The sequence below is a fragment of the Solibacillus isronensis genome (assembly GCF_900168685.1).
GTDB classification, from domain to species: Bacteria; Bacillota; Bacilli; order Bacillales_A; family Planococcaceae; genus Solibacillus; species Solibacillus isronensis_A.
This window is the reverse complement of the sequence record NZ_FVZN01000014.1, coordinates 909259-930080: the sequence shown is the minus strand read 5'-3', so window position 1 is coordinate 930080 and position 20822 is coordinate 909259. Positions and strand designations below refer to the sequence as shown.

The 20822-nt window shown below is 39.6% G+C and carries 24 protein-coding genes; all 24 read right to left on the bottom strand.

Annotated features, from left to right (window positions below; translation table 11 throughout):
• Positions 1-83: 83 nt before the first annotated feature.
• Positions 84-527 (bottom strand): YpiF family protein, encoded by a 444-nt coding sequence (locus B5473_RS13160; RefSeq protein ID WP_079525877.1) that lies wholly within the window; start codon positions 525-527, stop codon positions 84-86.
• A 70-nt stretch (positions 528-597) separates the two neighbouring features.
• Entirely contained in the window at positions 598-1146 is a 549-nt protein-coding gene (locus tag B5473_RS13155) for a ReoY family proteolytic degradation factor (RefSeq protein ID WP_079528701.1), read from the bottom strand.
• 15 nt (positions 1147-1161) lie between these two features.
• Positions 1162-2406, bottom strand: a complete 1245-nt coding sequence (locus B5473_RS13150) for a tetratricopeptide repeat protein (protein ID WP_079525875.1) — start codon at positions 2404-2406, stop codon at positions 1162-1164.
• 152 nt (positions 2407-2558) lie between these two features.
• The gene (gene aroA, locus B5473_RS13145; RefSeq protein WP_079525873.1) at positions 2559-3845 is read right to left on the bottom strand and encodes a 3-phosphoshikimate 1-carboxyvinyltransferase; all 1287 of its coding nucleotides are present in this window, start codon (positions 3843-3845) and stop codon (positions 2559-2561) included.
• A 34-nt stretch (positions 3846-3879) separates the two neighbouring features.
• A complete protein-coding gene (locus tag B5473_RS13140; RefSeq protein WP_079525871.1) occupies positions 3880-4977 on the bottom strand; it encodes a prephenate dehydrogenase in 1098 nt (365 codons plus the stop codon).
• Positions 4974-6074 carry a histidinol-phosphate transaminase gene (gene hisC, locus B5473_RS13135; protein ID WP_079525869.1) on the bottom strand — a complete coding sequence of 367 codons (1101 nt, stop codon included), beginning with the start codon at positions 6072-6074 and terminating at the stop codon, positions 4974-4976. Before hisC ends, B5473_RS13140 begins: the two co-directional genes overlap by 4 nt.
• 25 nt (positions 6075-6099) lie before the next feature.
• A complete protein-coding gene (gene aroH / locus B5473_RS13130; RefSeq protein ID WP_079525867.1) occupies positions 6100-6462 on the bottom strand; it encodes a chorismate mutase in 363 nt (120 codons plus the stop codon).
• A gap of 2 nt (positions 6463-6464) precedes the next feature.
• Positions 6465-7550, bottom strand: a complete 1086-nt coding sequence (aroB, locus tag B5473_RS13125) for a 3-dehydroquinate synthase (protein WP_079525865.1) — start codon at positions 7548-7550, stop codon at positions 6465-6467.
• 1 nt (position 7551) lies between these two features.
• On the bottom strand, positions 7552-8733 hold the full coding sequence (aroC, locus tag B5473_RS13120) for a chorismate synthase (protein ID WP_079525863.1): 1182 nt from the start codon (positions 8731-8733) through the stop codon (positions 7552-7554).
• Positions 8734-8998: 265 nt separating this feature from the next.
• Positions 8999-9769, bottom strand: a complete 771-nt coding sequence (locus B5473_RS13115) for a CheR family methyltransferase (protein WP_079525861.1) — start codon at positions 9767-9769, stop codon at positions 8999-9001.
• Between the two features lie 80 nt (positions 9770-9849).
• Entirely contained in the window at positions 9850-10089 is a 240-nt protein-coding gene (locus B5473_RS13110) for a hypothetical protein (RefSeq protein ID WP_079525859.1), read from the bottom strand.
• A 21-nt stretch (positions 10090-10110) separates the two neighbouring features.
• A complete protein-coding gene (locus B5473_RS13105; RefSeq protein ID WP_439848471.1) occupies positions 10111-10359 on the bottom strand; it encodes a hypothetical protein in 249 nt (82 codons plus the stop codon).
• 136 nt (positions 10360-10495) lie between these two features.
• Positions 10496-10915 (bottom strand): nucleoside-diphosphate kinase, encoded by a 420-nt coding sequence (gene ndk / locus B5473_RS13100; RefSeq protein WP_008404915.1) that lies wholly within the window; start codon positions 10913-10915, stop codon positions 10496-10498.
• A 114-nt stretch (positions 10916-11029) separates the two neighbouring features.
• Positions 11030-12004 carry a heptaprenyl diphosphate synthase component II gene (gene hepT / locus B5473_RS13095; protein ID WP_079525855.1) on the bottom strand — a complete coding sequence of 325 codons (975 nt, stop codon included), beginning with the start codon at positions 12002-12004 and terminating at the stop codon, positions 11030-11032.
• 22 nt (positions 12005-12026) lie between these two features.
• Positions 12027-12728, bottom strand: coding sequence for a demethylmenaquinone methyltransferase (locus B5473_RS13090; protein ID WP_079525853.1), 702 nt, complete (start codon positions 12726-12728; stop codon positions 12027-12029).
• Between the two features lie 25 nt (positions 12729-12753).
• Positions 12754-13491, bottom strand: coding sequence for a heptaprenyl diphosphate synthase component 1 (locus B5473_RS13085; protein WP_079525851.1), 738 nt, complete (start codon positions 13489-13491; stop codon positions 12754-12756).
• Positions 13492-13560: 69 nt separating this feature from the next.
• Entirely contained in the window at positions 13561-13776 is a 216-nt protein-coding gene (gene mtrB, locus B5473_RS13080; protein ID WP_008404919.1) for a trp RNA-binding attenuation protein MtrB, read from the bottom strand.
• Between the two features lie 55 nt (positions 13777-13831).
• Complete coding sequence (folE, locus tag B5473_RS13075) at positions 13832-14401, bottom strand: GTP cyclohydrolase I FolE (protein WP_079525849.1); 570 nt, start codon at positions 14399-14401, stop codon at positions 13832-13834.
• Positions 14402-14848: 447 nt separating this feature from the next.
• Positions 14849-15121 carry an HU family DNA-binding protein gene (locus B5473_RS13070; protein ID WP_004232618.1) on the bottom strand — a complete coding sequence of 91 codons (273 nt, stop codon included), beginning with the start codon at positions 15119-15121 and terminating at the stop codon, positions 14849-14851.
• 199 nt (positions 15122-15320) lie between these two features.
• Positions 15321-16835 (bottom strand): stage IV sporulation protein A, encoded by a 1515-nt coding sequence (gene spoIVA / locus B5473_RS13065; protein WP_368483379.1) that lies wholly within the window; start codon positions 16833-16835, stop codon positions 15321-15323.
• Between the two features lie 96 nt (positions 16836-16931).
• On the bottom strand, positions 16932-17657 hold the full coding sequence (locus B5473_RS13060; RefSeq protein ID WP_079525847.1) for a hypothetical protein: 726 nt from the start codon (positions 17655-17657) through the stop codon (positions 16932-16934).
• 20 nt (positions 17658-17677) lie between these two features.
• Entirely contained in the window at positions 17678-17947 is a 270-nt protein-coding gene (locus tag B5473_RS13055) for a DUF2768 domain-containing protein (protein WP_079525845.1), read from the bottom strand.
• A 144-nt stretch (positions 17948-18091) separates the two neighbouring features.
• Positions 18092-19105 carry an NAD(P)H-dependent glycerol-3-phosphate dehydrogenase gene (locus B5473_RS13050; protein ID WP_079525843.1) on the bottom strand — a complete coding sequence of 338 codons (1014 nt, stop codon included), beginning with the start codon at positions 19103-19105 and terminating at the stop codon, positions 18092-18094.
• A 113-nt stretch (positions 19106-19218) separates the two neighbouring features.
• Positions 19219-20529, bottom strand: coding sequence for a ribosome biogenesis GTPase Der (der, locus tag B5473_RS13045; protein WP_079525841.1), 1311 nt, complete (start codon positions 20527-20529; stop codon positions 19219-19221).
• Between the last annotated feature and the right edge of the window lie 293 nt (positions 20530-20822).

Sequence of the window (20822 nt, the reverse complement as noted above, 5' to 3'; positions counted from 1 at the left end):
AATAAGTTGGTCAATATAGCATTCATTTCCAAAAGTGTAGTTTGTGAACATTTAATGAAACAAATGTCGCACATATATGCTCGTTAAACCCAAATTTTCGTAAAAGTTGGGATGACTTGTTTTAACTGGTCTTCCAAAATTCTCTGTTTTACACCCTGGTCCATAGACTCAAGCGGGATAGCCGGAAGCCAAATAATATTTAAATATTCTTTAAATTCAGTCCATGAATGGTCACAGGTAATAAAGACCACTGCTTTAAAACCTGCTTCCTTCAATTCTTTTTCCATTGTTGCTGGCATATTATCTGACTTGGTTCCCGTCGTATATGAAAAGGGGGGCAATAATAAAAGACGACCTTTAAACTGCTGTTCTATAAAATTGGTCAACGTCATTAAATATTCAGAAGCAGAACTGCTCTGCTTTATTCCTTGATCAGAAAAATCCAATTGCACGAGCGGGACAATTGCCGTATCTATAAACTGCTTTTGTGCCTGGAACTGGTCTACATCTTTTACAACAAAGTTCATATTCTTTCCTCCTAGTACCTTTAAACTTCTGAAAATAGGAAAGAAGTAATTTTTTTAATAAAGTTCAAAATTACTTCGTATGCTTTAATGCTTGCAATAAATTAGATAACTCGAAAAAACGATCTTTATCTCCACTATCCAGCGCTTCATCTATTTCTTTTAACAGTTGCTGTTCCTGGAATTCTAGTACACTATTTTCCAGTAATCGCTCTGCTGCTAGACGGTCTTTTTCACTAATAAAGATATCAGCAGGTACATAAGGGTTTTCCTCCAGTACCGCCAAATACAGAGGATCAGGCGGTACACTCGGGAAATTCAGCTGAAAGTAAATTGCTTCATGTGCATTGATTCGCAAATCATGAAATGCTTTTTCAGCATCGGATGTCATAATATTTTCTTTATAAAATCGGAATGGGATACTCGTTGTCTCAATTGTCGACATTACAATGGAACGCGGGCAATAATGTGCTTCATCAACGAAATGAACGTTTTGCAACAAGTCGTCATTACTTAATAAGTAATTTAAAATCCATACACCTTCACGTCTTTTTAACTGGAAATTTTTTAAAAACCACCTGATAAACAACTTTTTGTCATTCAGTGGTACGGAATATGTCAACATGCAATCCTCCCTTTACTCAAAGCGTTCTAATAAATCAGTCCATTGCTGTTCAGAAGGCTGTAATTGGACAAGTCGCTCGGCAATTTGTTTTGCTTCATCACGCTTGCCGTCCTCAACTAAAAACAGGAAATATTTCTCTAAAAACTCAACATCATCGTTAAATTCATTATATGCCTCTTTATAAATTTCGTATGCTTTTTCGAACAGTTCTTCTTCATTATAAGCATTGGCTACAAATGGATATAATGCGACCCATTCGAATTCATTTTGATGCAATTGTTCATATAGTGAAATAATTTCTTCATAACGTTGTTCCGTATTGTAGACAGACATCAATACTAAAATTGCTTCCATATATTCCGGATCCAACGCAATGGCTTCACTCAAAAATTCTATCGCTTCCTGTTGCTTGCCATTTTTTATCGCCATTTTCCCCGCAAATAAATAGAGGGATTTATCGTATTCGTCTCGTTTAAGACCTTCTTTAATAACTTTTAAAGCACGCTCATTATCCTCGAGCATTGCATAACTTTCAGCCAGCAGTAAATAAGCTGAGAAATAATCAGGGTCCAACTCTTTTAAATCTTCCAACTGTTTTATAGCTAGTTCATATTTTTCCGTCTGGAATGCAGCATAGGCCGAGCCAAACAGCAAGTCTGCTGTAACTTCTTCTTCAAGTGCTTCCATATAATAATCCAGGGCAGTTTCATAGCCTGCACCTGCACGGTAAACTTCCGCAAGACGTTGGGCTAAAATTATACCAGCAAACTTTTTATCGATTGCATAAAGCTCTTCATAAATTCGAACAGCCTCTGTAAAACGTCCTGTTTCAAATAATAATTCTGCTTTGGCAAATTGTAGTAAAGGCTCATGCGGTAAAATTTGCAATGCATCATTAATTCGTTGTTCCGCCACTTCAAATAATCCTTGCATTTGATAATAGTCCGCCAATACTAACAGTGCTTGAGGATATTCTGGTGCATCATCGGCAATCCCCATTAAGAAATCAAGGGCATTATCCTCTTCACCTAGCTCAATTAATACACTTGCACGATCAATTGAAATTTGTGCTTCCTCAGGAAATAAAAATTGCAGATGTTCAAATACACGGTCTGCTTCATTTAAAAATCCGTAATGCATAAGTGCTTCAGCTACTTCATATTGTGCTGCGGGTTCAGCATCCATTAAAAAAGATTCAAGAAGTCGGTTAATCTCCTCTAAGTTTCCTTCTTGAATCGCTTGTAGTAATAGTTCCATGTGTATTTCACCTTTTTCTTTTGTTCTCAATATTATGCTACATGACGAAGCAATGCATCACAAGAAAAAGAATCCGGATGTTTTATAAAAATCATCCGGCAAAGTAAAAAAGAGATATAAAAAGTAAATTCTTTTTACATCTCCGTAAATCATTATTTCATTATACTATTAACATGTTCAAAAAAAGTTGGGTAGGAAACGGCGATGCAATCCGGATCATCCAATTCCACTTCCCCATCCGCAACAAGAGCAGCGATCGCACCCATCATTCCAATACGGTGATCACCATATGTTTTCAAGCTTCCACCATGTAAAGATGTCGGACCTTCGATCACCATACCGTCATCTGTTGCTTCAATTTTTGCACCTAGCTTCTTTAACTCATTTACAACCGCATCGATACGGTTTGTTTCTTTCACTTTAAGTTCTTCCGCATCTTTAATGACTGTTTTACCAGCTGCCTGTGTAGCAAGCAGCGCAATAATCGGAATTTCATCGATTAGGCGAGGAATTATAGCGCCCTCCACTGTCGTTCCTTTTAGTTCGGAAGTTTCAATTGTAATAGTAGCAGTTGGTTCTGCCGCATTCTCGTCATCGATTGCAACCGACATTTTCGCACCCATGTTTTGAAGCACTTCCAAAATGCCGTCACGCGTCTCATTGACCCCCACGTTTTTAAGAACAATTTTGCTGTTTTTCGCAATGGCACCAGCAACAAGGAAAAATGCAGCCGAGGAAATATCACCGGGTACATTTACATGTGTTCCTGTCAGTGTTTGGCCGCCTTCCAATGACACGACACCATCTTCAACAGTTACCGTTGCCCCGAACTGTCGCAGCATACGTTCTGTATGATCACGTGAAATCTCTCCCTCACGCACAACCGTTGTACCTTCCGCACGTATACCGGCAAGTAGAATAGCTGATTTCACTTGTGCACTTGCTACAGGCATTTTGTAGTCGATCGATTTTAACGGTCCACCTTGAATCGCGAGCGGCGTATATTGTCCATTGTCTCGTCCGGCTATTTGCGCACCCATTAAACGTAAAGGATCTGCAACACGACGCATTGGACGCTTACCAATCGATGCGTCACCTGTCATGATTGTATGTAGTTTCGTGCCGGATAATAGCCCTAGCATTAAACGCGTTGTCGTACCCGAATTTCCTGTGTATAGCACTTCTTTCGGTTCTGTCCAACCGTCGATTCCTGGGCTGTTTATTGTTACATCTGTCCCGTCAACTTCTATGTCTACCCCCAGCTTTTGGAAGCAGTCAATTGTACGCAGACAGTCTTCCCCTAATAAGAAGCCGCTGACAGTCGTTCTTCCTTTTGCAATGGAGCCGAACATCACCGAGCGATGCGATACCGATTTGTCACCTGGTACCGTAATATCTCCTTGTAATGACGGTTGACTGTATTGCAATGTTGTACTCATATATGAACCCCCTTTTAAGAAAATACCATTGCCTTTATGAAATATAAGTATCAAACTTTGCCTTGTGTGCAATGCATTGCGCGGCACGTTCACGGTCTTCGTTTGTCTGGAAACTAATGACCAAAATACCGAATACATCGACACGTGTTTCAACGATACGTATATTTGTAATACTTATATTATTTTCCGCCAATAAGCCTGTTACTTCTGAAATGACCCCTGGATAATCCGGTATATCGACATAAAGATCATACGGTATATACAAGGCACCATTTGCAACCGGCAAACTGTCCCGGACATCCCGCGCTTCACTGAAGTAGTTCTCGATTGCCTTCGCATCACCTTCAGCCAATAGATTACGGACACGCTGCATTTCTGTAAGCCAGTTATCAAGCTGTCCGACTAATTCCTGCTTGTTTTGCATAGTAATATCACGCCATAAAGCAGGGTTTGAGGAAGCAATACGTGTGATATCACGGAAACCGCCGGCAGCTAATGAGGAGGTCATTGGATATGTCTGTTTTTCACTATTAAGCTGATGTACTAAAGATGCCGCAATAATATGCGGGAAATGGCTGACAACAGCTGTCATATGATCGTGTACCTTTGCATCGACAACGACCATTTTCCCGAGCGTAAATTTCAGCAGATCGTCCAGTGCAGCAAGTTTTTCTAGTTCTTCCCCTTCATGGGGTGTCAGCATATAGTAGGCATTTTCCAGTAAATATGGCTTTGCTGCTGTAATACCGCTTTTATGGGAACCCGCCATTGGGTGCCCGCCGATAAATGTAATACCCAGTTGCCGCAGCTCTAATGCTTTTTCCATTATTTTCGCTTTTGTACTGCCTGTATCTGTAATAATGACATTGCGTTTTAATTCCCACGACTTCAACTGTTCCATAAAGTCGAGTGTGACATTTACCGGTGTACCAAAAATAATTACGTCCGCCTCTTTTGCAAACTCAGCAGGATTCTTAACTACTTCATGAACGACTTGTAATGTGTCCGCTAATTGTCGCGTATGTTCATGAGCATCATAGCCGAACACTTTTGTATGTGGTGCCTTCTGCAAAGCCATCGCTACAGAGCCACCAATTAACCCTAGTCCGATTACGAAGACATTTCTTGTCATGCAAGTACTCCTTGCTCATTTAAGACTTCTGCAAGTAGTTGTAAAAATCTCGCATTTTGAGCTTCTGTACCGATCGTCACCCGAATATAGCCTTCCAATCCTAATGCTGCTCCGCTTCGGATAATAAATCCGCGCTTCATCATTTCTTCAAATACAACATTACTTGGAGCTTTCACTTCAAACATGACAAAGTTCGTTTGTGAAGGGAAATAATTTAAACCATGCTGCTCGCAAAATTCTACAAATTGCTTTTTGCCGATTTCATTTGCTTCACGGCAGCTCGCAATGTATTCCTGGTCCTGTAGAGCGACCTGCGCAACTTGTTGGCTTAGGATCGTATTGTTGAATGGTGCACGTACTGGGTCAAGCTTCGCAATAACGTCTGCTTGGGCAATTCCGTAGCCGACACGGAAAGAAGCCAGTCCATACGCTTTTGAGAATGTACGCAATAAAATTAAGTTCGGGTAGTCACGGAAATAATGCAATGTATCTTTATAAGAGGCATCGTTAATGTATTCCACATATGCTTCATCCAATACAACGAAAACATCTTTAGGCACTTTAGCCAAGAAAGCACTCAATGTTTCATCGGATACGATCGTACCTGTCGGATTGTTCGGATTACATACCCAAACAACCGATGTATTTTCATCAATTGCCTCCAACATTGCTTCTAAATCATGGACACCATTTTTCAATGACACTTTACGCACTTCTGCTCCTTCAATCTCTGCATTATGCCAGTATTGAGAAAATGACAAATCTGCCATGACTGTGTTCACACCTGGATATAATAATGCACGGGTAATGATTGCGATTAAATCATCCGAACCATTCCCTAAAATAAGTTCATTCTCGGCAACACCGTAGAAATTCGCCAATGATGTTCGTAAGCTTTGAGCATAACCGTCCGGATATATTGCATGATTGGATTCATCTTTTTGTAAAAATTGTTTTACTTTTGGTGAGCTGCCAAAGGGATTTTCATTTGAAGCAAGCTTCACGACTTCATCTAATCCGAAAAGCTTCTTAACTTCTTCGATTGGTTTTCCCGGTTGGTAAGCTTTCATTCCAAATAACTGTTGTTTCCACTTCATCCTCAACGTCTCCTCTAACTCGCAATTATTTCACTAAATCTGGTCTTAATTTTACCGCATCTTCTAAATATACATGTTGGATTTCATGCTGGGGTGTATCCGTATTTACATGTAATAATACGCGGATACATAATGGCAGTGCACCAGGCACATCCATCTCATGCATGCACATAATCGGCACATACTGCCATCCTGGCATCGACCGTACCGATTTGGCAGGAAAGGCGGAATGAATATCCGGTGTTGTAGAAATTGTCACAGAGGCAATATCTTCCGGATCAATTTTATTTTGTTTCGCAACTTCTTTCACTAGTCTTGCCGTTTCACCCCATACGTACTCGGCTTTATCTTCAGCAATCGTAATTGCACCGCGAATTCCACGAATCATTGCTACACCTCCGCTAATAATGCTCTAAGTTGACGATCAATTTCTCTGCATTGTTCAAGTTCAACTTTTTGGACAAATGGTTGTCCGATCGTTTCAAGCAGAACGAACTGCAATTGTCCGTAGTCGGCTTTTTTATCTTTAAGTAAATATTCAATCAGTTGATCAAATGTAAACTCATGAACCGCTTTAAACGGATAGCCGTTTTCCATTGCAAAATGTAAAAAGCGCTTTGTAAACTGGTGATTAACTTTACCGTACTTTTCGCTTAACAGAAGTGAATAAATAAGGCCAATCATCACTGCTTCACCATGTGCTACACGTCCATACCCTGCAGCTGCTTCAATCGCATGCCCGTATGTATGGCCTAAGTTAAGATACTTTCTGACGGACTGTTCTGTTTCATCCTTCTCAACAATCGTTGCTTTTACTTGAATGCCATGCGCCAAATAATTTGCCAACAGATCTTCCGGAAGTTCCGTTACATGATCTCCTTCGAGCAGTTCTTCCACCCATTGTGCATCGGAAATTAAAGCATGCTTAATCACTTCCGCCATCCCTGAACGCACTTCTTTTTCGGATAAACTATGTAAAAATGCTGTATCGAAAATTACGGCTTCCGGCTGGTAAAAAGCACCAATCATATTTTTTCCTAGTTCATGATTGATGGCCGTCTTTCCGCCAACAGCTGAATCATGCGCCAAAATTGTTGTCGGCACTTGAATGAACGGAATGCCCCGCATATAAGTGGCAGCAACAAAACCGGCCAAATCACCGACTGCACCACCGCCAAATGCGATAATGAGCGATTTTCTTGTACACTTTTGCTTAAGTAAATATGTTTGCACGTCATTATAGTTTTCAAAGCTTTTGCACTTTTCCCCTGCCGGCATAACATGTACTTCGAATGTATATGGGAAGTTCGCTTCAAAATAGCTTTGCTGTGCTGTCCAAACATTTTCATCTGTCAATACGATGATTTTATCTGCTTTTGTAAGCAAGTCATTCTGTGCTGTTAATGCATCACGTAATATACCTTTCCCAATCGTTACAGCATACGAGTGTGAAGGAGTTCGAACCGGAATCTCCATATTAATACTCCTTCGTGTACTGACGCATTTCATCTAACTGCGCCTTTAATTGTGGTAATTGATCACTATGGAACTGCTCAACAATTGCGTTTGCGATTTCCCAGGCAATAACATGTTCGGCAACGATTGATGCTGCAGGTACTGCACAGCTGTCAGAACGCTCCACGCTTGCTTTAAACGGCTCCTTTGTTTCAATGTCAACACTTTGTAACGGTTTATATAATGTTGGAATTGGCTTCATCACACCGCGAACGACAATTGGCATTCCTGTCGTCATACCGCCTTCCAAACCGCCTAAACGATTTGTTGCGCGCGTATAGCCCTTTTCTTCATCCCATAAAATTTCGTCATGTACTTCTGAACCTTTTTTGCGTGCCATTTCAAAACCGATTCCAAACTCAACGCCTTTAAATGCATTGATGCTCAGCATTGCAGATGCCAGTTTCGCATCCAGTTTGCGGTCGTAATGCACATAAGATCCGATACCCGCTGGCAAACCTTCTACGATGACTTCTACGACACCGCCGATTGAGTCCCCAGCTTGCTTTGCTTCATCAATTGCTGTAACCATTTTTGCCGAAGCTTCAGGATCGATACAGTAACATGGATCGTTTTCAATAATTGCACGGATTTCATCTGCTGTTTTACCTTCCAACAAACTGCTGTCTGCTTTGATCCCTACAATTTCCGTAACATGGGAAACAATCGAAATTCCAAGCTCGTTTAACAATGCTTTTGCAACAGATCCAACTGCCACACGCACTGTAGTTTCACGTGCACTTGAACGTTCCAGTACGTTACGCAAATCACGGTGACCGTATTTCATCCCTCCGACTAAATCGGCATGACCTGGACGTGGACGCGAGATTTGACGTTTAATTTCAGATGGATCGATATCTTCCGGCAACTCTGCCGCACCCATAATTTTTGTCCAATGTTTCCAGTCATCATTTGTAACGACTAATGCGACCGGTGAGCCTAATGTTTTCCCGTGACGAACTCCTGATACAATTTCCACTGTATCTGTTTCGATCTGCATGCGACGACCACGACCGTGACCACCTTGACGACGTTTTAAATCATAATTTATTTTTTCTGCTGTTACTGGAAGTAATGAAGGCAACCCCTCGATAATTGTTGTTAATTGTGGTCCGTGTGACTCACCTGCTGTTAAATAACGCATTAAACACTTTCTCCCTTCAACTCGCTAAAGTATGTATTTTTCACTATAACATATTTCAAATTAAATAACAGTACTGTTTCCGCCATCTGATAATCTATTTTAGAATATTCTGAACGTTCCAACTAGAAAACGACACATTTATCAGCAAAAAGAAACAAAAATACGCTTTTCGCTCTATTATCCGAAAAGCGCATTCATATATAGCTTTTTAAAGTATATCTCAACTTAAGCTTCTACGTTCTACAGAGCATCTAATATTGTACTATTATTTTTTACGGTAAAAAAATGTATCTTCGACTTCAAAATCATATTTTGCAGGATTAAATATCTGCTCAGTTGATCCTACGAACAAAATGCCGCCTGGACGCAATGCTTTACTGAAATTTGCATAGATCTGATCTTTCGCTTCTTCGGTAAAATAAATCATGACATTCCGGCAAACAATCAGATCAAAATTCGATTCATAAGGATCCCTTAGTAAATTATGTTTTTTAAAATTAACCGTGCGCTTAATCTCATCTTTTACTTTATAAAATTGGCCTTCTTGAACGAAGTACTTTGACTGAACTGGTTTTGGCACTTCTGCAAGAGACCGTTCCGGATATAGGCCCAACTTCGCTTTTTGGAGAACATTTTCATCCAAATCTGTTGCCAGTATATTTACTTGAGATAAAGGTAAATGATGGGACAATACCATTGCTAAACTGTAAGGCTCTTCTCCAGTTGAACAAGCCGCACTCCATATTTTCGGGCGTTTGTTAGATTGAAGGAGCAGAGGGAAAATTTTATTTTGTAATACTTCCCACCGTTTTCCGTTCCGGTAAAACTCAGAAACGTTTATCGTCATGCGATCCAAAAATTCATTCATCAGTTCTCGGTCTTTCTCCAATGCACTATAAAAATCTACAAAGTTCCGATATCCCTTTTTCTCATATAATGATGTTAACCGACGTTTCATTTGCGCTTCTTTATATAGAGCTAAATCAATGCCCGTTTTGCGCTTAATGCCATCAATAAATTGTACATAATCTGACATTATTCATCTTTCCCCTCATCTAACGTATGCCTATTATAGCTGAAAATTTCAGAACCCGAAACAGATTTCGTCCATAAACGTTAATCAATGTGTCTTTCCAACAAAAGTTGTTTCGATTGTTCAAGTTCAAGCTTCATCTTTTCCGTTTCGGAATTGTAGCTCTGCAAGCGAATCTGTTCTAGCTCGGCCTCTTTCTCCAACATTCTGATTTGCAGCTTCATACTCGATCTTCTGTGTGCTGTCAGTATTGCGGTTAATGCGATCGTAGCACCTGAACCAAAAATAATGCACAAAATAATAATATCTTCCATACGTTTCATTACGCTCCTCTAATTATTATTTTACTTGTCTGATCGATCTGTTAATTGTGTTTCAAGCAGTAATTGCTTTGTCTGTTCCAATTCAAGCTGCATCTTCGCTGTTTCTTTATCATAAGTTTCGAGTCTTAGTTTTTCCAGTTTGATTTCTTTATCAAGACGTTTTAGTTCAATATTTTTATTTTTCGTGTACGTATCCGTTAAAATCCCTACTACAGCGACTATTGTAATCATTACCCAGAACATGGATGTCACCCTTTCTACTAGTTTCAATCGTTACTTTTAATACGTATGTATTCTAAAAATAGTTTCATTATTCCGATTTATTATACCATTAATAGTCCATGTTTTTCCTGTTCCATATAAAAAAAGCTACCACTTAAAAGTGATAGCTTTTCTGTAAGTTTAATTATTCAGCGATTCCTTCTGGGAACCATAAACCGATTTCACGCTCAGCAGAAGCTAAAGAGTCAGAACCGTGGATTACGTTGTGTGATAAAGTTACAGCGTAGTCACCGCGGATTGTACCAGGAGCTGATTCTTCTGGCTTTGTAGCACCCATCATGATACGAGATAATTGGATAACGTTTTCGCCTTCCCAAACCATACCGAATACTGGGCCTGAAGTGATGAAGTCTACTAATTCACCGAAGAAAGGACGCTCAGCGTGTTCTGCATAGTGTTTTTCAGCTAAATCACGAGTTGGTACCATTAATTTTGCTCCGCGCATTACGAAACCGCGACGCTCAAAACGATCAACGATATCTCCGATTACTTGACGTTCTACGCCATCTGGTTTAACCATTAAAAATGTTTTTTCGATTGCCATTATAAACACTCCTTAAATTTGAGTAAAAGGTTTTACACCTACCGATAAATATTACCAAAATCCTACTCATACTGCAACAAATATTAGATTTGCCCATAAATTGGCTAGATTATTTTAAGATTTTCTCTTACCCATAAACAGCGCAATATCACGCAGTTTTTTCTTCATTGGGTGCTTTGGCAATGCTTCGATCTCTTTTAATGCTTTTTTTAAATACAAATTACTAATATGGGTTGCTTCTTTTATTGCTTCCGAATTCCGAACTAGTGCCAGCATACTTTGACGCTCTTCTTCCGTTAATCCTGCTTCTGCCACTTTCGTCAAATAAGGGGCAAGCTGCGGATCATCTTTCATCAACAATATCGGCAATGTGACATTACCGTTCATTAAATCACTGCCAGCCGGTTTCCCGAGCTGTTTGTCTGTCGCTGTAAAATCTAATATATCATCTACTATTTGAAAGCTCATCCCAACAAAATAACCGTAGCGCTTTAAGTGCCTTGCTGTTTTTTCATCGGCACCACTTACGACTGCTCCAAGTTCACAACTCGATTCAATCAGTAAAGCTGTTTTACGTTTAATACGTCGGAAGTAATCTTTCAAACTTTGATCTAAACGAAACTTATCCTCAATTTGAATGACTTCACCATTTACTAGCTCAACCATTGTTTTCGCTAATATTTGATGGGCTCTTGGATTTTCTATGCTTGTTACATATTGTAATGCACGTGCAAATATAAAATTACCTGTATACATTGCCACACGGTTGTTCCACTGTGCTTTCACTGTCTCCCGTCCACGGCGCATATCCGAATTGTCAATTACATCATCATGCACCAATGAACCCATATGAATTAATTCCAGGGGGACGGCAATGTTTTTCATTCGGTCAATATTATAGTCACCAAACTTGGCACTTAGTAACGTAAATACTGGTCGAATACGTTTTCCACCAGCTTGCAGTAAATGGACTGAGGCATCATTCAATAAGTGTGAAGATGAATTCAACGCTTGTTCCAATTCGTTTTCGATGACTTCTATATCTGATTTAATATCGGCATATAGCATTTTGATTTTCATCTTTTCCACGCGTCAAAACCTACTCCCACTTTTATTTCTTCTTAAAACCCATGTGCATAGCTGCTGCCCCACCGCTATATGGTTTATATGTGACATTCTCATATCCGGCTTCCCGGAACATTTGCGCTAATTTTTTCATGCCAGGAAAATCATTCGCGGACTTTTGCAGCCAAGAATACTCTTTATAGCTTTTCGCAAAAATCTTTCCGAACAGCGGCATAATATGATTAAAGTAAAAACGGAAAAGTTGGCGGTATACCGGAATTTCGGACTGAGAAGTTTCCAGACATACAACCATTCCGCCTGGTTTAACGACACGATTCATTTCGCGCAAAACTTGCATATAATCCGGTACATTTCGTAAGCCAAAGCCAATTGTTACATAATCAAATGTATTATCTTCAAATGGTAGTTCCATTGCATTTCCGTGAATCAGTTCAACATTCGGGATATTCTCGGTTTTCTGCTTACCTACTTTCAGCATATTTTCACTGAAATCTAGCCCTTTTACTTCCCCTTCTTCACCGACTGCCTTCGATAAAGCGATCGTCCAATCAGCTGTACCGCAGCATACGTCAAGGCATTTCGAACCTTTTTTTACTGCCATACGTTTCATCGTATCTTCACGCCATCCAACATGCATTTGGAAACTAATGACCGAGTTCATTTTATCGTAGCTCTCTGAAATGCTTTCAAACACTTCATGAACATGTTGTTCTTTCGATTTCGCCATTTTTTTCAAGACCTTTCTAAATTCACTAAAGAGTGATGTATTGCTCAATGGAATGTTTTAATTCATCTGTTAAATCAATATTCGTCAAGTTCTCTTTCAATTGTCGCTCCATGTCATATAAATGATCCTGGAAGGCTTCAATAATAGAATCCAGCATAGTCTCAGCCGCAAACGCCTTATTTAAAAAACTTGGCTGCCCCTTTTTCAATAAATCCAGCTCTTTTTTCAAACGAATATATGTTAACGTTTGCTGCATCAGTTCTGTATAGGATGTGAAACCGTATACATCATAATATTGGGCAATCAATTCACTTTCAATCGTCATTAAACTCTCAATCCACTGTTCAAGTGACCGTTTTTGATCCTCGTAAATACGGATTTGATGCTCACAGCGCTTTACGATTCCTTCCGATAACTTATGGATTAAGAAAATATTGCCCGTTTTTGCGAGTAACTGATAATACCGACCACTGTAATAATCACCGGAAAGGACAAGCAGCTGCTGTTCTTTACTCGTCGCTTCCACTTCCTTCACTTTTTCGTGCTCTGTCAGTGAAGCATGTACAATCCCGACTGTGACCGCACTTATTTGATGTTCATCAGTCATAAGAGCGCCATTTAAAAAAGGGAGCTGAATAAAAAACAGCTGTTCTTCCTGTAAGGTCGGTTGTCCAACATTTTGAAGTAATGCTCTATGATGAACATGCTGAAGAATATTAGATTTTAGCGTCTGAACCGATTGTGTAATAGATGTTGCATTCATAGAAATTACTCCATTTCAATGTTATAAAGCATAAGTACGATTTTATATTTATGTGAGAATTACGATATACTACTTTTTACTTTGTACCGTACCATGTGCAGAATGAATTTTAGCTTTTCCGCGAATTTTCATTGCCGAAGTATGTTCAGTAAATTGGGCGATCATAACTTCACCAGCATCCAGCTTTTCTGAATGGTGAAATTTTGTATCTGTCCCGCGTGTTAAACCAATAACATGTACACCATCTTCTTCTGCTTCGATAATAATATACTCTGATTGTCCCATTATACAATCTCCCCACGTGTTAATTTCTTTGTCTATAATACCATAATTGTTATTATTATTTCATTTGGATGAATGTATTCACTTCATTGCGCTTTACATCATCCTGTTCATAAATACCGCGCGCAACAGCTGTAACTGTTTTAGAACCCGGTTTTTTTAATCCGCGCATTGTCATACACATATGTTCCGCCTCCACGACAACATATACTCCTTTAGGATTCAGCATTTCCATAATTGTATCCGCTACAGTTGATGTAATGCGTTCCTGAAGTTGAGGGCGGCGTGCTACTGATTCGAGGCAGCGTCCAAGTTTGCTTAATCCGGCAACTTTTCCGTCTTTAGGTATGTAGGCGATATGGGCTGTTCCGTAAAAAGGAACTAAGTGATGTTCACACATTGAATAAAATGGAATATCTTTCACTAAAACTAGTTCTTCGTGATCTTCATGGAATACCGTACTGAAATAATCACGCGGATCTTCTTGTAAGCCGCTGAACATTTCCGCATACATTTTTGAAACACGTTTTGGTGTATCCAGTAATCCTTCACGCTCAACATCTTCCCCAACTGCTTCCAAAATCATCTTTACTGCTTCTTCTATCTTTTTTAAATCGACATTTGACATGAAACAAATTCCTCCTACAAACCAAAACGTTTATTATATATAAATCTATATCTAATTAATTTTTATTCTATATTAAATTTTTCGCTAGTTGATAATACCTTAGCAAAAAAGGTTAAATACACTCTTGAATCGTAGCACATAAAGCTCATAAGTTCAAAACAGTTATACTATTTTCAGCATAGTTGGGTAAAAACAACTGAAATGAACAAAAGCGCATAAGCGCCCGTTCAGCTCCGAGTGGGCAAAACGCCACTTCCTTGTGGCATGCCCCCAATGACTCACTTCGTGTGAGCCGCAAAACTAGGAAGGCCCGACGCAAAAGTAAACGCTTCACCACTTTGCACGAGGGACCTAATGGTGCGGAGGAGCTTGCGCTTGAGCATAGACGTAAAAAAGAGCAGCTCTCAGTTAAACTGAGAGCTGCTCTATGTACCTCGAGAAACTGAATTATTTTACAGCGTCCTTAAGTGCTTTACCTGGCTTGAAAGCAGGTACTTTAGAAGCAGCAATTTCGATTTCCTTACCCGTTTGTGGGTTACGACCTTTACGTGCTGCACGCTCACGAACTTCAAAGTTACCAAAACCGATTAATTGTACTTTGTCACCCTTTGCAAGAGCATCTTGAATTGTATCAAATACAGCTTCAACTGCTTTAGAAGCGTCTTTTTTAGAAAGACCTGCAGCTTCAGCAACAGAGTTTACTAATTCTGTTTTATTCACACCATTCACCTCCTCTCAAAGGGTCATGAATCTAAATCCTGTAAAAAGATTAACATACAGAAAACCGCGACGCAACTGAATTCCTTCATGTTTTGTATATATTTCAACATTTTTTGAAAAAAACCTAAAATAACAGGACAATTCACCTATAAAAGTGAACAGCCCTGTAATCGTAGGTACTTCCTATTCAATTAGTATGTTAGATAATAAACGTGATTAAACCTCTTTCGCCTTCGTTTATTAATCTTTCAAGCATAAGGCGCATTCTGTTTTTCGCATGTGTCGGAACACTTTTCATTTTGAAACGGATACTTTCCGTCAGCACTTCATGAAGCGGTGTTCCAAACAATTGCGTTTGCCATAATGCCTGCCGGTCAAATTCATACGCATGCTGTAAGTCTTTCAGCAAGTGCTGACTATGGAATTCAGATCCGATCAATGGCGAGAATTCCGCTTCCATATCAATTCGGATAATATGATAAGAAGGGGCTTTCGCCTTCATACGCACACCATAGAAATTGTTTTGCTCGATCAGCTCCGGCTCGCTCGGATCAAATTCATCCATCGCAGGCAGTGTGACGCCATAGCCGTGTTCCTTCGCTTGTTCAATCGCATCGCGGAATCTTCGCTGTGCCGCTTTTGCCTCTGAAGCTTCCTTAATAAATAGGAGCCACTCTTTTTTTGTATCGATTGGTTTTTCAAGAAACTCGGTACACGTTTCCTTATAGTAATCGTTGTGAATGTTGACACGTAATGTCGCAATCCCCTGTCCAGCATCAATATTTTCAACGGTGCAACTTTCTACAAAATCTATTTCGCGAAGCAGTTGACTTGCTGCTTCCACATCACGGATTTTCATTGCATCATCTTGTAATTGCGCCGTCGCAAATGCCAATGTTTCATTTAAATGGTGAGTATCATCTAAAACATCCAACCATTCCGGTTTTTCCACTTGAATTTCATTTACATTAAATTCAAATAACGCTTCTTGCAAAATAAGCATCACATCATTCAACTGCATATGTTGAATGGCTGTCGGAATAACAGGAACATCATATTTTTGTGCCAAGGCATTCTGTAAATGCAATGTTTCAGCTGAATGCGGTGTCGTACTATTGAGCACAATGACGAAAGGCTTTCCAATCTCTGTAAGCTGATCAATAATTTGCTGTTCCGCTTTTTCTACCGCTGCTCGCGACATACCATTTACTGTCCCGTCTGTTGTTACAACGATTCCGATATTGGCATGGTCCCGAATTACTTTGTCGGTACCGATTTTAGCAGCCTCCTGAAAAGCTATCGCTTCATTATGCCAAGGTGTTTGCACAAACTTCGGTCCTGACTCATCCTCATAGCCTTTTGCACCATCAATCACATAGCCTACACAATCTACTAATCTAACTCGAAACGGTATTGCACTTTCCCCAAAGGCAACCGTAGTTCCCTGTGCTGGGACAAACTTTGGCTCAGCCGTCATAATTGTAGGTCCAGGTGAGCTTTGTGGAAGTTCATCCATCGCCCGCATACGGTCCTCGGCATTTTCGATATTAGGTAAAATCACGCCTTCCATTACCTTCTTAACAAACGTGGATTTCCCTACCCTAACAGGTCCTACAACGCCGATATAAAGATCACCATTCGTACGTTCTGCCAATTGCTGAAAAATATGCTCGCTAATTGTATTGCCTCCTTTATATACCGTAATCTTCTCCAATTAGAAGTATTCATTATCAAAACACTATATGTACTGACATTTTTAAATATGAAAAAGGTGTGCAGAAAGATTTAACTTTTTACACACCTTTTTAATTTAATTTTCTTTTTTGGTTGGATCATACATAATGACAGGCTCATTGTTTTCATCTACCGTGTACGGCAATGAGTAAGCAGGAACAACCGGGAAGTTCTCCACCAAAATTTCTCGAATGTCATCACCCGGTTTTGCTGTAATATTATTGTCTTTCATATACGTATATAAATCGATTGAATAATCGACATACAGATCCCCTTCAGCAGATACGATAATCGGCAGCTGATTGTTCGAATAAGGACTTTGTACAGTTAAATCTTCCTTATAGCCAATATTCTCAAAATTTATCGTGTAAACATGCTCAACTATTTTATCTTTGAATTGCGGATATGTTGTTCCTTTGAAGCGGATATTAATTTCGCGAATACGCTCCGGTGTTCGTAAATCGACGAGCTTTACAGTTGGATTTTCTTCCGGATCCCAAATAATATATTGGAAAATGCCGCCCTTCTCATAGGAATTTGCCGGCGGTGAGCCGATATATTTCGGGACAAGCTTTTCAAAATCGATTAAGTATTTAATGAAGATATCTGTATCCTGGTCACGTGTTTTAATCGGAAGGACCCCTGTATCTTCACGAAATTCATTGACCGCACGCTGTACACCGGCAAGCATATCGACATCCGGCCTTAAACTGGACTGGTCAAAATTTGTTGTTGATCCGCAGCCGGTCAGCACTAAAACGACCAACGATAAAAGAACAAACCACTTTGATGATGATTTCATGCTATGTATTTCCCCCTATATTAGTTCGGCCATGTAAGTACGACAAGCACCATTAACAATGTGCCGATAAAAAACATGACATAAGCTACTAATTTTAATATAAATGACAAAAACATATTATGTACCCACTTACGGACCGCTGTAATAATGAGAATTGATACTAACAGTAAACCAATCGAATAAAAAGAAATCCACATAACATCTAACGCATGCATGCTCGCTAATGGGCCACGTGCAGAATTTAAGAGTAAATTTGATAGTGGATGCATGAGCTGCAAAGTAAGTTGCACTATTAAAACCGCCTTTCTATTTATTGTTGATACCGCTAATAATTATAGCCTTTTCAGGTAAAAAAAAACAGGAGGCATACAAGTATCCCTCCTTATTTGTGACAAATTATTAAATTAATTGGAAATCCCGCAAAATATACTAGTTCAGCTCATCTCATCAATTTCGCTCTTTTTCGTACGCAGCATTAATGATTCGACTAACGCTCTCGGTTCCATATTATTAAACAGCACATCATACAACGCTGATGTTATCGGCATCGAAACATCGTATTTTTTTGAGAGCTGGTATGTAGCCTTTGTTGTACGTACACCTTCGACAACCATTCCCATCTCATCCAATACTTGTTCAAGCTTCATTCCTTTGCCGAGCAAATTGCCTGCTCGCCAGTTTCGGGAATGGACACTCGTACATGTAACGATTAAATCACCCATACCTGTCAGTCCCGCAAATGTAAATGGATTCCCACCCATTTTTACACCGAGACGTGTAATTTCAGCGAGACCGCGTGTTATCAAGGCAGCCTTTGCATTATCACCGAAATCCAGACCATCCGTCATCCCTGCAGCAAGCGCGATGACGTTTTTAAGTGCCCCGCCAATTTCAACGCCAATTACATCATCATTCGTGTAAACACGCAAATACTGATTCATAAATAAATCCTGCACTTTTTCCGCAGCCTCTAAATTTTCGCAAGCAGCCGTTACGGTTGTCGGATGTTTTAAAACAACTTCTTCCGCGTGAGAAGGACCTGATAAAACTACGATATCACTTACTGCATTGTCAGCAAGGCTTTCTTTCATCAGCTCTGAAATACGCATTAATGTATCCGGTTCAATTCCTTTAGAAACATGGACAAATAATGCTTTTTCAGTTAAATAGTCCGAAATCTTGCCGCAAACTTCCCGAATCCCTTTTGTCGGAACTGCCATAACAATAGTAGAACCGTGTTTTGCAGCCTCTTCCAAATTTGAAGTCGCTTTTAAATTGCTTGGCAAAATCGTATTCGGCAAATATTTTTTATTTGTATGCTGTTCATTAATTTCAGCTGCCTGATCTTCGCGATGCGACCAAATAAGCGTATTATGACCATTTTCAGCCAAAACAATGGCAAGTGCCGTTCCCCAGGAACCTGCTCCTAAAACTACTACATTTTCCATTAAAAAACCCCCAATTTCACTTAAAGTCTGTTGAAAATTTATCCTTCAAGTCAAATCCTATTATGAACAAAAACGCTAGTTCATTTGCATAAACTAGCGCTCTTTTTATTGATTTAGTCACGAGCACGTGTAATTAGGCGTATTGGAGTTCCTTCAAAGTCGAAAGTCTCTCGAATACGGTTTTCTAAAAAGCGCTCGTATGAGAAGTGCATCATTTCTGGTTCGTTTACGAATACAACAAATGTCGGCGGTTTAATCGCCACTTGTGTTGCATAGTAAATACGTAATCGCTTGCCTTTATCTGTTGGTGCCGGATTACGTGCGATTGAATCTTCAATTACTTCATTTAAAATTGATGATTGAATACGCATCGCGTGGTTTTCACTAACACGCTTAATAACCGGTAAAATATTGTGGACACGCTGTTTCGTTTTTGCTGAAACGAAAATGATCGGTGCGTAATCTAAAAACAGGAAATGTTCACGAATTTGTTCTGTAAAGATATTCATCGTTTTCTCGTCTTTTTCAATCGCATCCCATTTGTTTACAACAATAATGACAGCTTTACCCGCTTCATGTGCGTAGCCAGCGATTTTTTTATCCTGTTCCTGGATGCCTTCATCAGCATTCAGAACGACTAAAACAACGTCTGAGCGTTCAATTGCGCGCAGTGCACGGAGTACCGAATACTTTTCTGTTGATTCATATACTTTCCCTTTTTTACGCATACCCGCAGTATCAATGATGACATAATCTTGTCCATCATATGAGTACGGAGAGTCAATTGCATCACGTGTCGTCCCTTGGATTTCACTAACAATAACCCGTTCCTGACCTAAAAAGGCATTCACAAGTGAAGATTTCCCAACATTCGGACGCCCGATTAACGAGAATTTAATCGTATCATCATCATATTGTTCTTCATCCGGCTGCGGGAAATGTTTGGCACATTCATCCAATAAATCCCCTAAACCTAAACCGTGTGAACCTGAAATCGGCCAAGGCTCACCGAAACCTAATGAATAGAAGTCATAAATCATATGACGCATATCCGGGTTATCGATTTTATTAATTGCTAAGACAACCGGTTTTTTTGTTTTATATAAAATTCTTGCTACTTGCTCATCTGCAGCTGTAACACCTTCACGTCCATTAGTCATGAAAATAATAACGTCCGCCTCATCAATTGCGATTTCCGCTTGCTGGCGAATCTGTTCTAAAAACGGCTCGTCCCCAATTTCAATACCACCAGTGTCGATAATATTAAATTCATGTGCTAGCCAATCAGCCGAACTATAAATACGGTCACGTGTTACACCTGGGATATCTTCCACGATCGATACACGCTCTCCAACAATTCGGTTAAAAATTGTCGATTTACCTACGTTCGGACGTCCTACGATGGCGATTACTGGTTTTGTCATCTGTACTTCATCCTTCCAAACTCTTGTCTTTCCGTATTATACACGAATTTGACTATTATATCATTTTTTCACAACATTCAAAATCGATTTCGTTTTTTATCGGCAAGGATTTTCAATTTTGCTGGTGAATAGTCGCTGTTTGGCTAAATTTAAGTCGGCGCTGACTAAAAACCCCTGATTATTGACTAAATTCCAATTAACTTTGACTAAATCCCAACCAAATTTGACTAAATCCGTCCGGTCTACTCCAAAAGCAAAAAATTGCCCATATAAGCAATGCTTACATGGGCGGT

Excerpts from the sequence above, each read along its gene's own strand:
- aroC (WP_079525863.1), bottom strand. The coding sequence starts at position 8,733 with ATGCGTTATTTAACAGCAGGTGAGTCACACGGACCACAATTAACAACA.
- B5473_RS13050 (WP_079525843.1), bottom strand. The coding sequence starts at position 19,105 with ATGGAAAATGTAGTAGTTTTAGGAGCAGGTTCCTGGGGAACGGCACTT.
- aroB (WP_079525865.1), bottom strand. The coding sequence starts at position 7,550 with ATGGAGATTCCGGTTCGAACTCCTTCACACTCGTATGCTGTAACGATT.
- aroH (WP_079525867.1), bottom strand. The coding sequence starts at position 6,462 with ATGATTCGTGGAATTCGCGGTGCAATTACGATTGCTGAAGATAAAGCC.
- B5473_RS13090 (WP_079525853.1), bottom strand. The coding sequence starts at position 12,728 with ATGGCGAAATCGAAAGAACAACATGTTCATGAAGTGTTTGAAAGCATT.
- aroA (WP_079525873.1), bottom strand. The coding sequence starts at position 3,845 with ATGAGTACAACATTGCAATACAGTCAACCGTCATTACAAGGAGATATT.
- B5473_RS13110 (WP_079525859.1), bottom strand. The coding sequence starts at position 10,089 with ATGAAACGTATGGAAGATATTATTATTTTGTGCATTATTTTTGGTTCA.
- der (WP_079525841.1), bottom strand. The coding sequence starts at position 20,529 with ATGACAAAACCAGTAATCGCCATCGTAGGACGTCCGAACGTAGGTAAA.
- B5473_RS13060 (WP_079525847.1), bottom strand. The coding sequence starts at position 17,657 with ATGAAATCATCATCAAAGTGGTTTGTTCTTTTATCGTTGGTCGTTTTA.
- folE (WP_079525849.1), bottom strand. The coding sequence starts at position 14,401 with ATGTCAAATGTCGATTTAAAAAAGATAGAAGAAGCAGTAAAGATGATT.
- hisC (WP_079525869.1), bottom strand. The coding sequence starts at position 6,074 with ATGAAGTGGAAACAACAGTTATTTGGAATGAAAGCTTACCAACCGGGA.
- B5473_RS13140 (WP_079525871.1), bottom strand. The coding sequence starts at position 4,977 with ATGACAAGAAATGTCTTCGTAATCGGACTAGGGTTAATTGGTGGCTCT.
- B5473_RS13160 (WP_079525877.1), bottom strand. The coding sequence starts at position 527 with ATGAACTTTGTTGTAAAAGATGTAGACCAGTTCCAGGCACAAAAGCAG.
- ndk (WP_008404915.1), bottom strand. The coding sequence starts at position 10,915 with ATGGCAATCGAAAAAACATTTTTAATGGTTAAACCAGATGGCGTAGAA.
- mtrB (WP_008404919.1), bottom strand. The coding sequence starts at position 13,776 with ATGGGACAATCAGAGTATATTATTATCGAAGCAGAAGAAGATGGTGTA.
- B5473_RS13150 (WP_079525875.1), bottom strand. The coding sequence starts at position 2,406 with ATGGAACTATTACTACAAGCGATTCAAGAAGGAAACTTAGAGGAGATT.
- B5473_RS13085 (WP_079525851.1), bottom strand. The coding sequence starts at position 13,491 with ATGAATGCAACATCTATTACACAATCGGTTCAGACGCTAAAATCTAAT.
- B5473_RS13115 (WP_079525861.1), bottom strand. The coding sequence starts at position 9,769 with ATGTCAGATTATGTACAATTTATTGATGGCATTAAGCGCAAAACGGGC.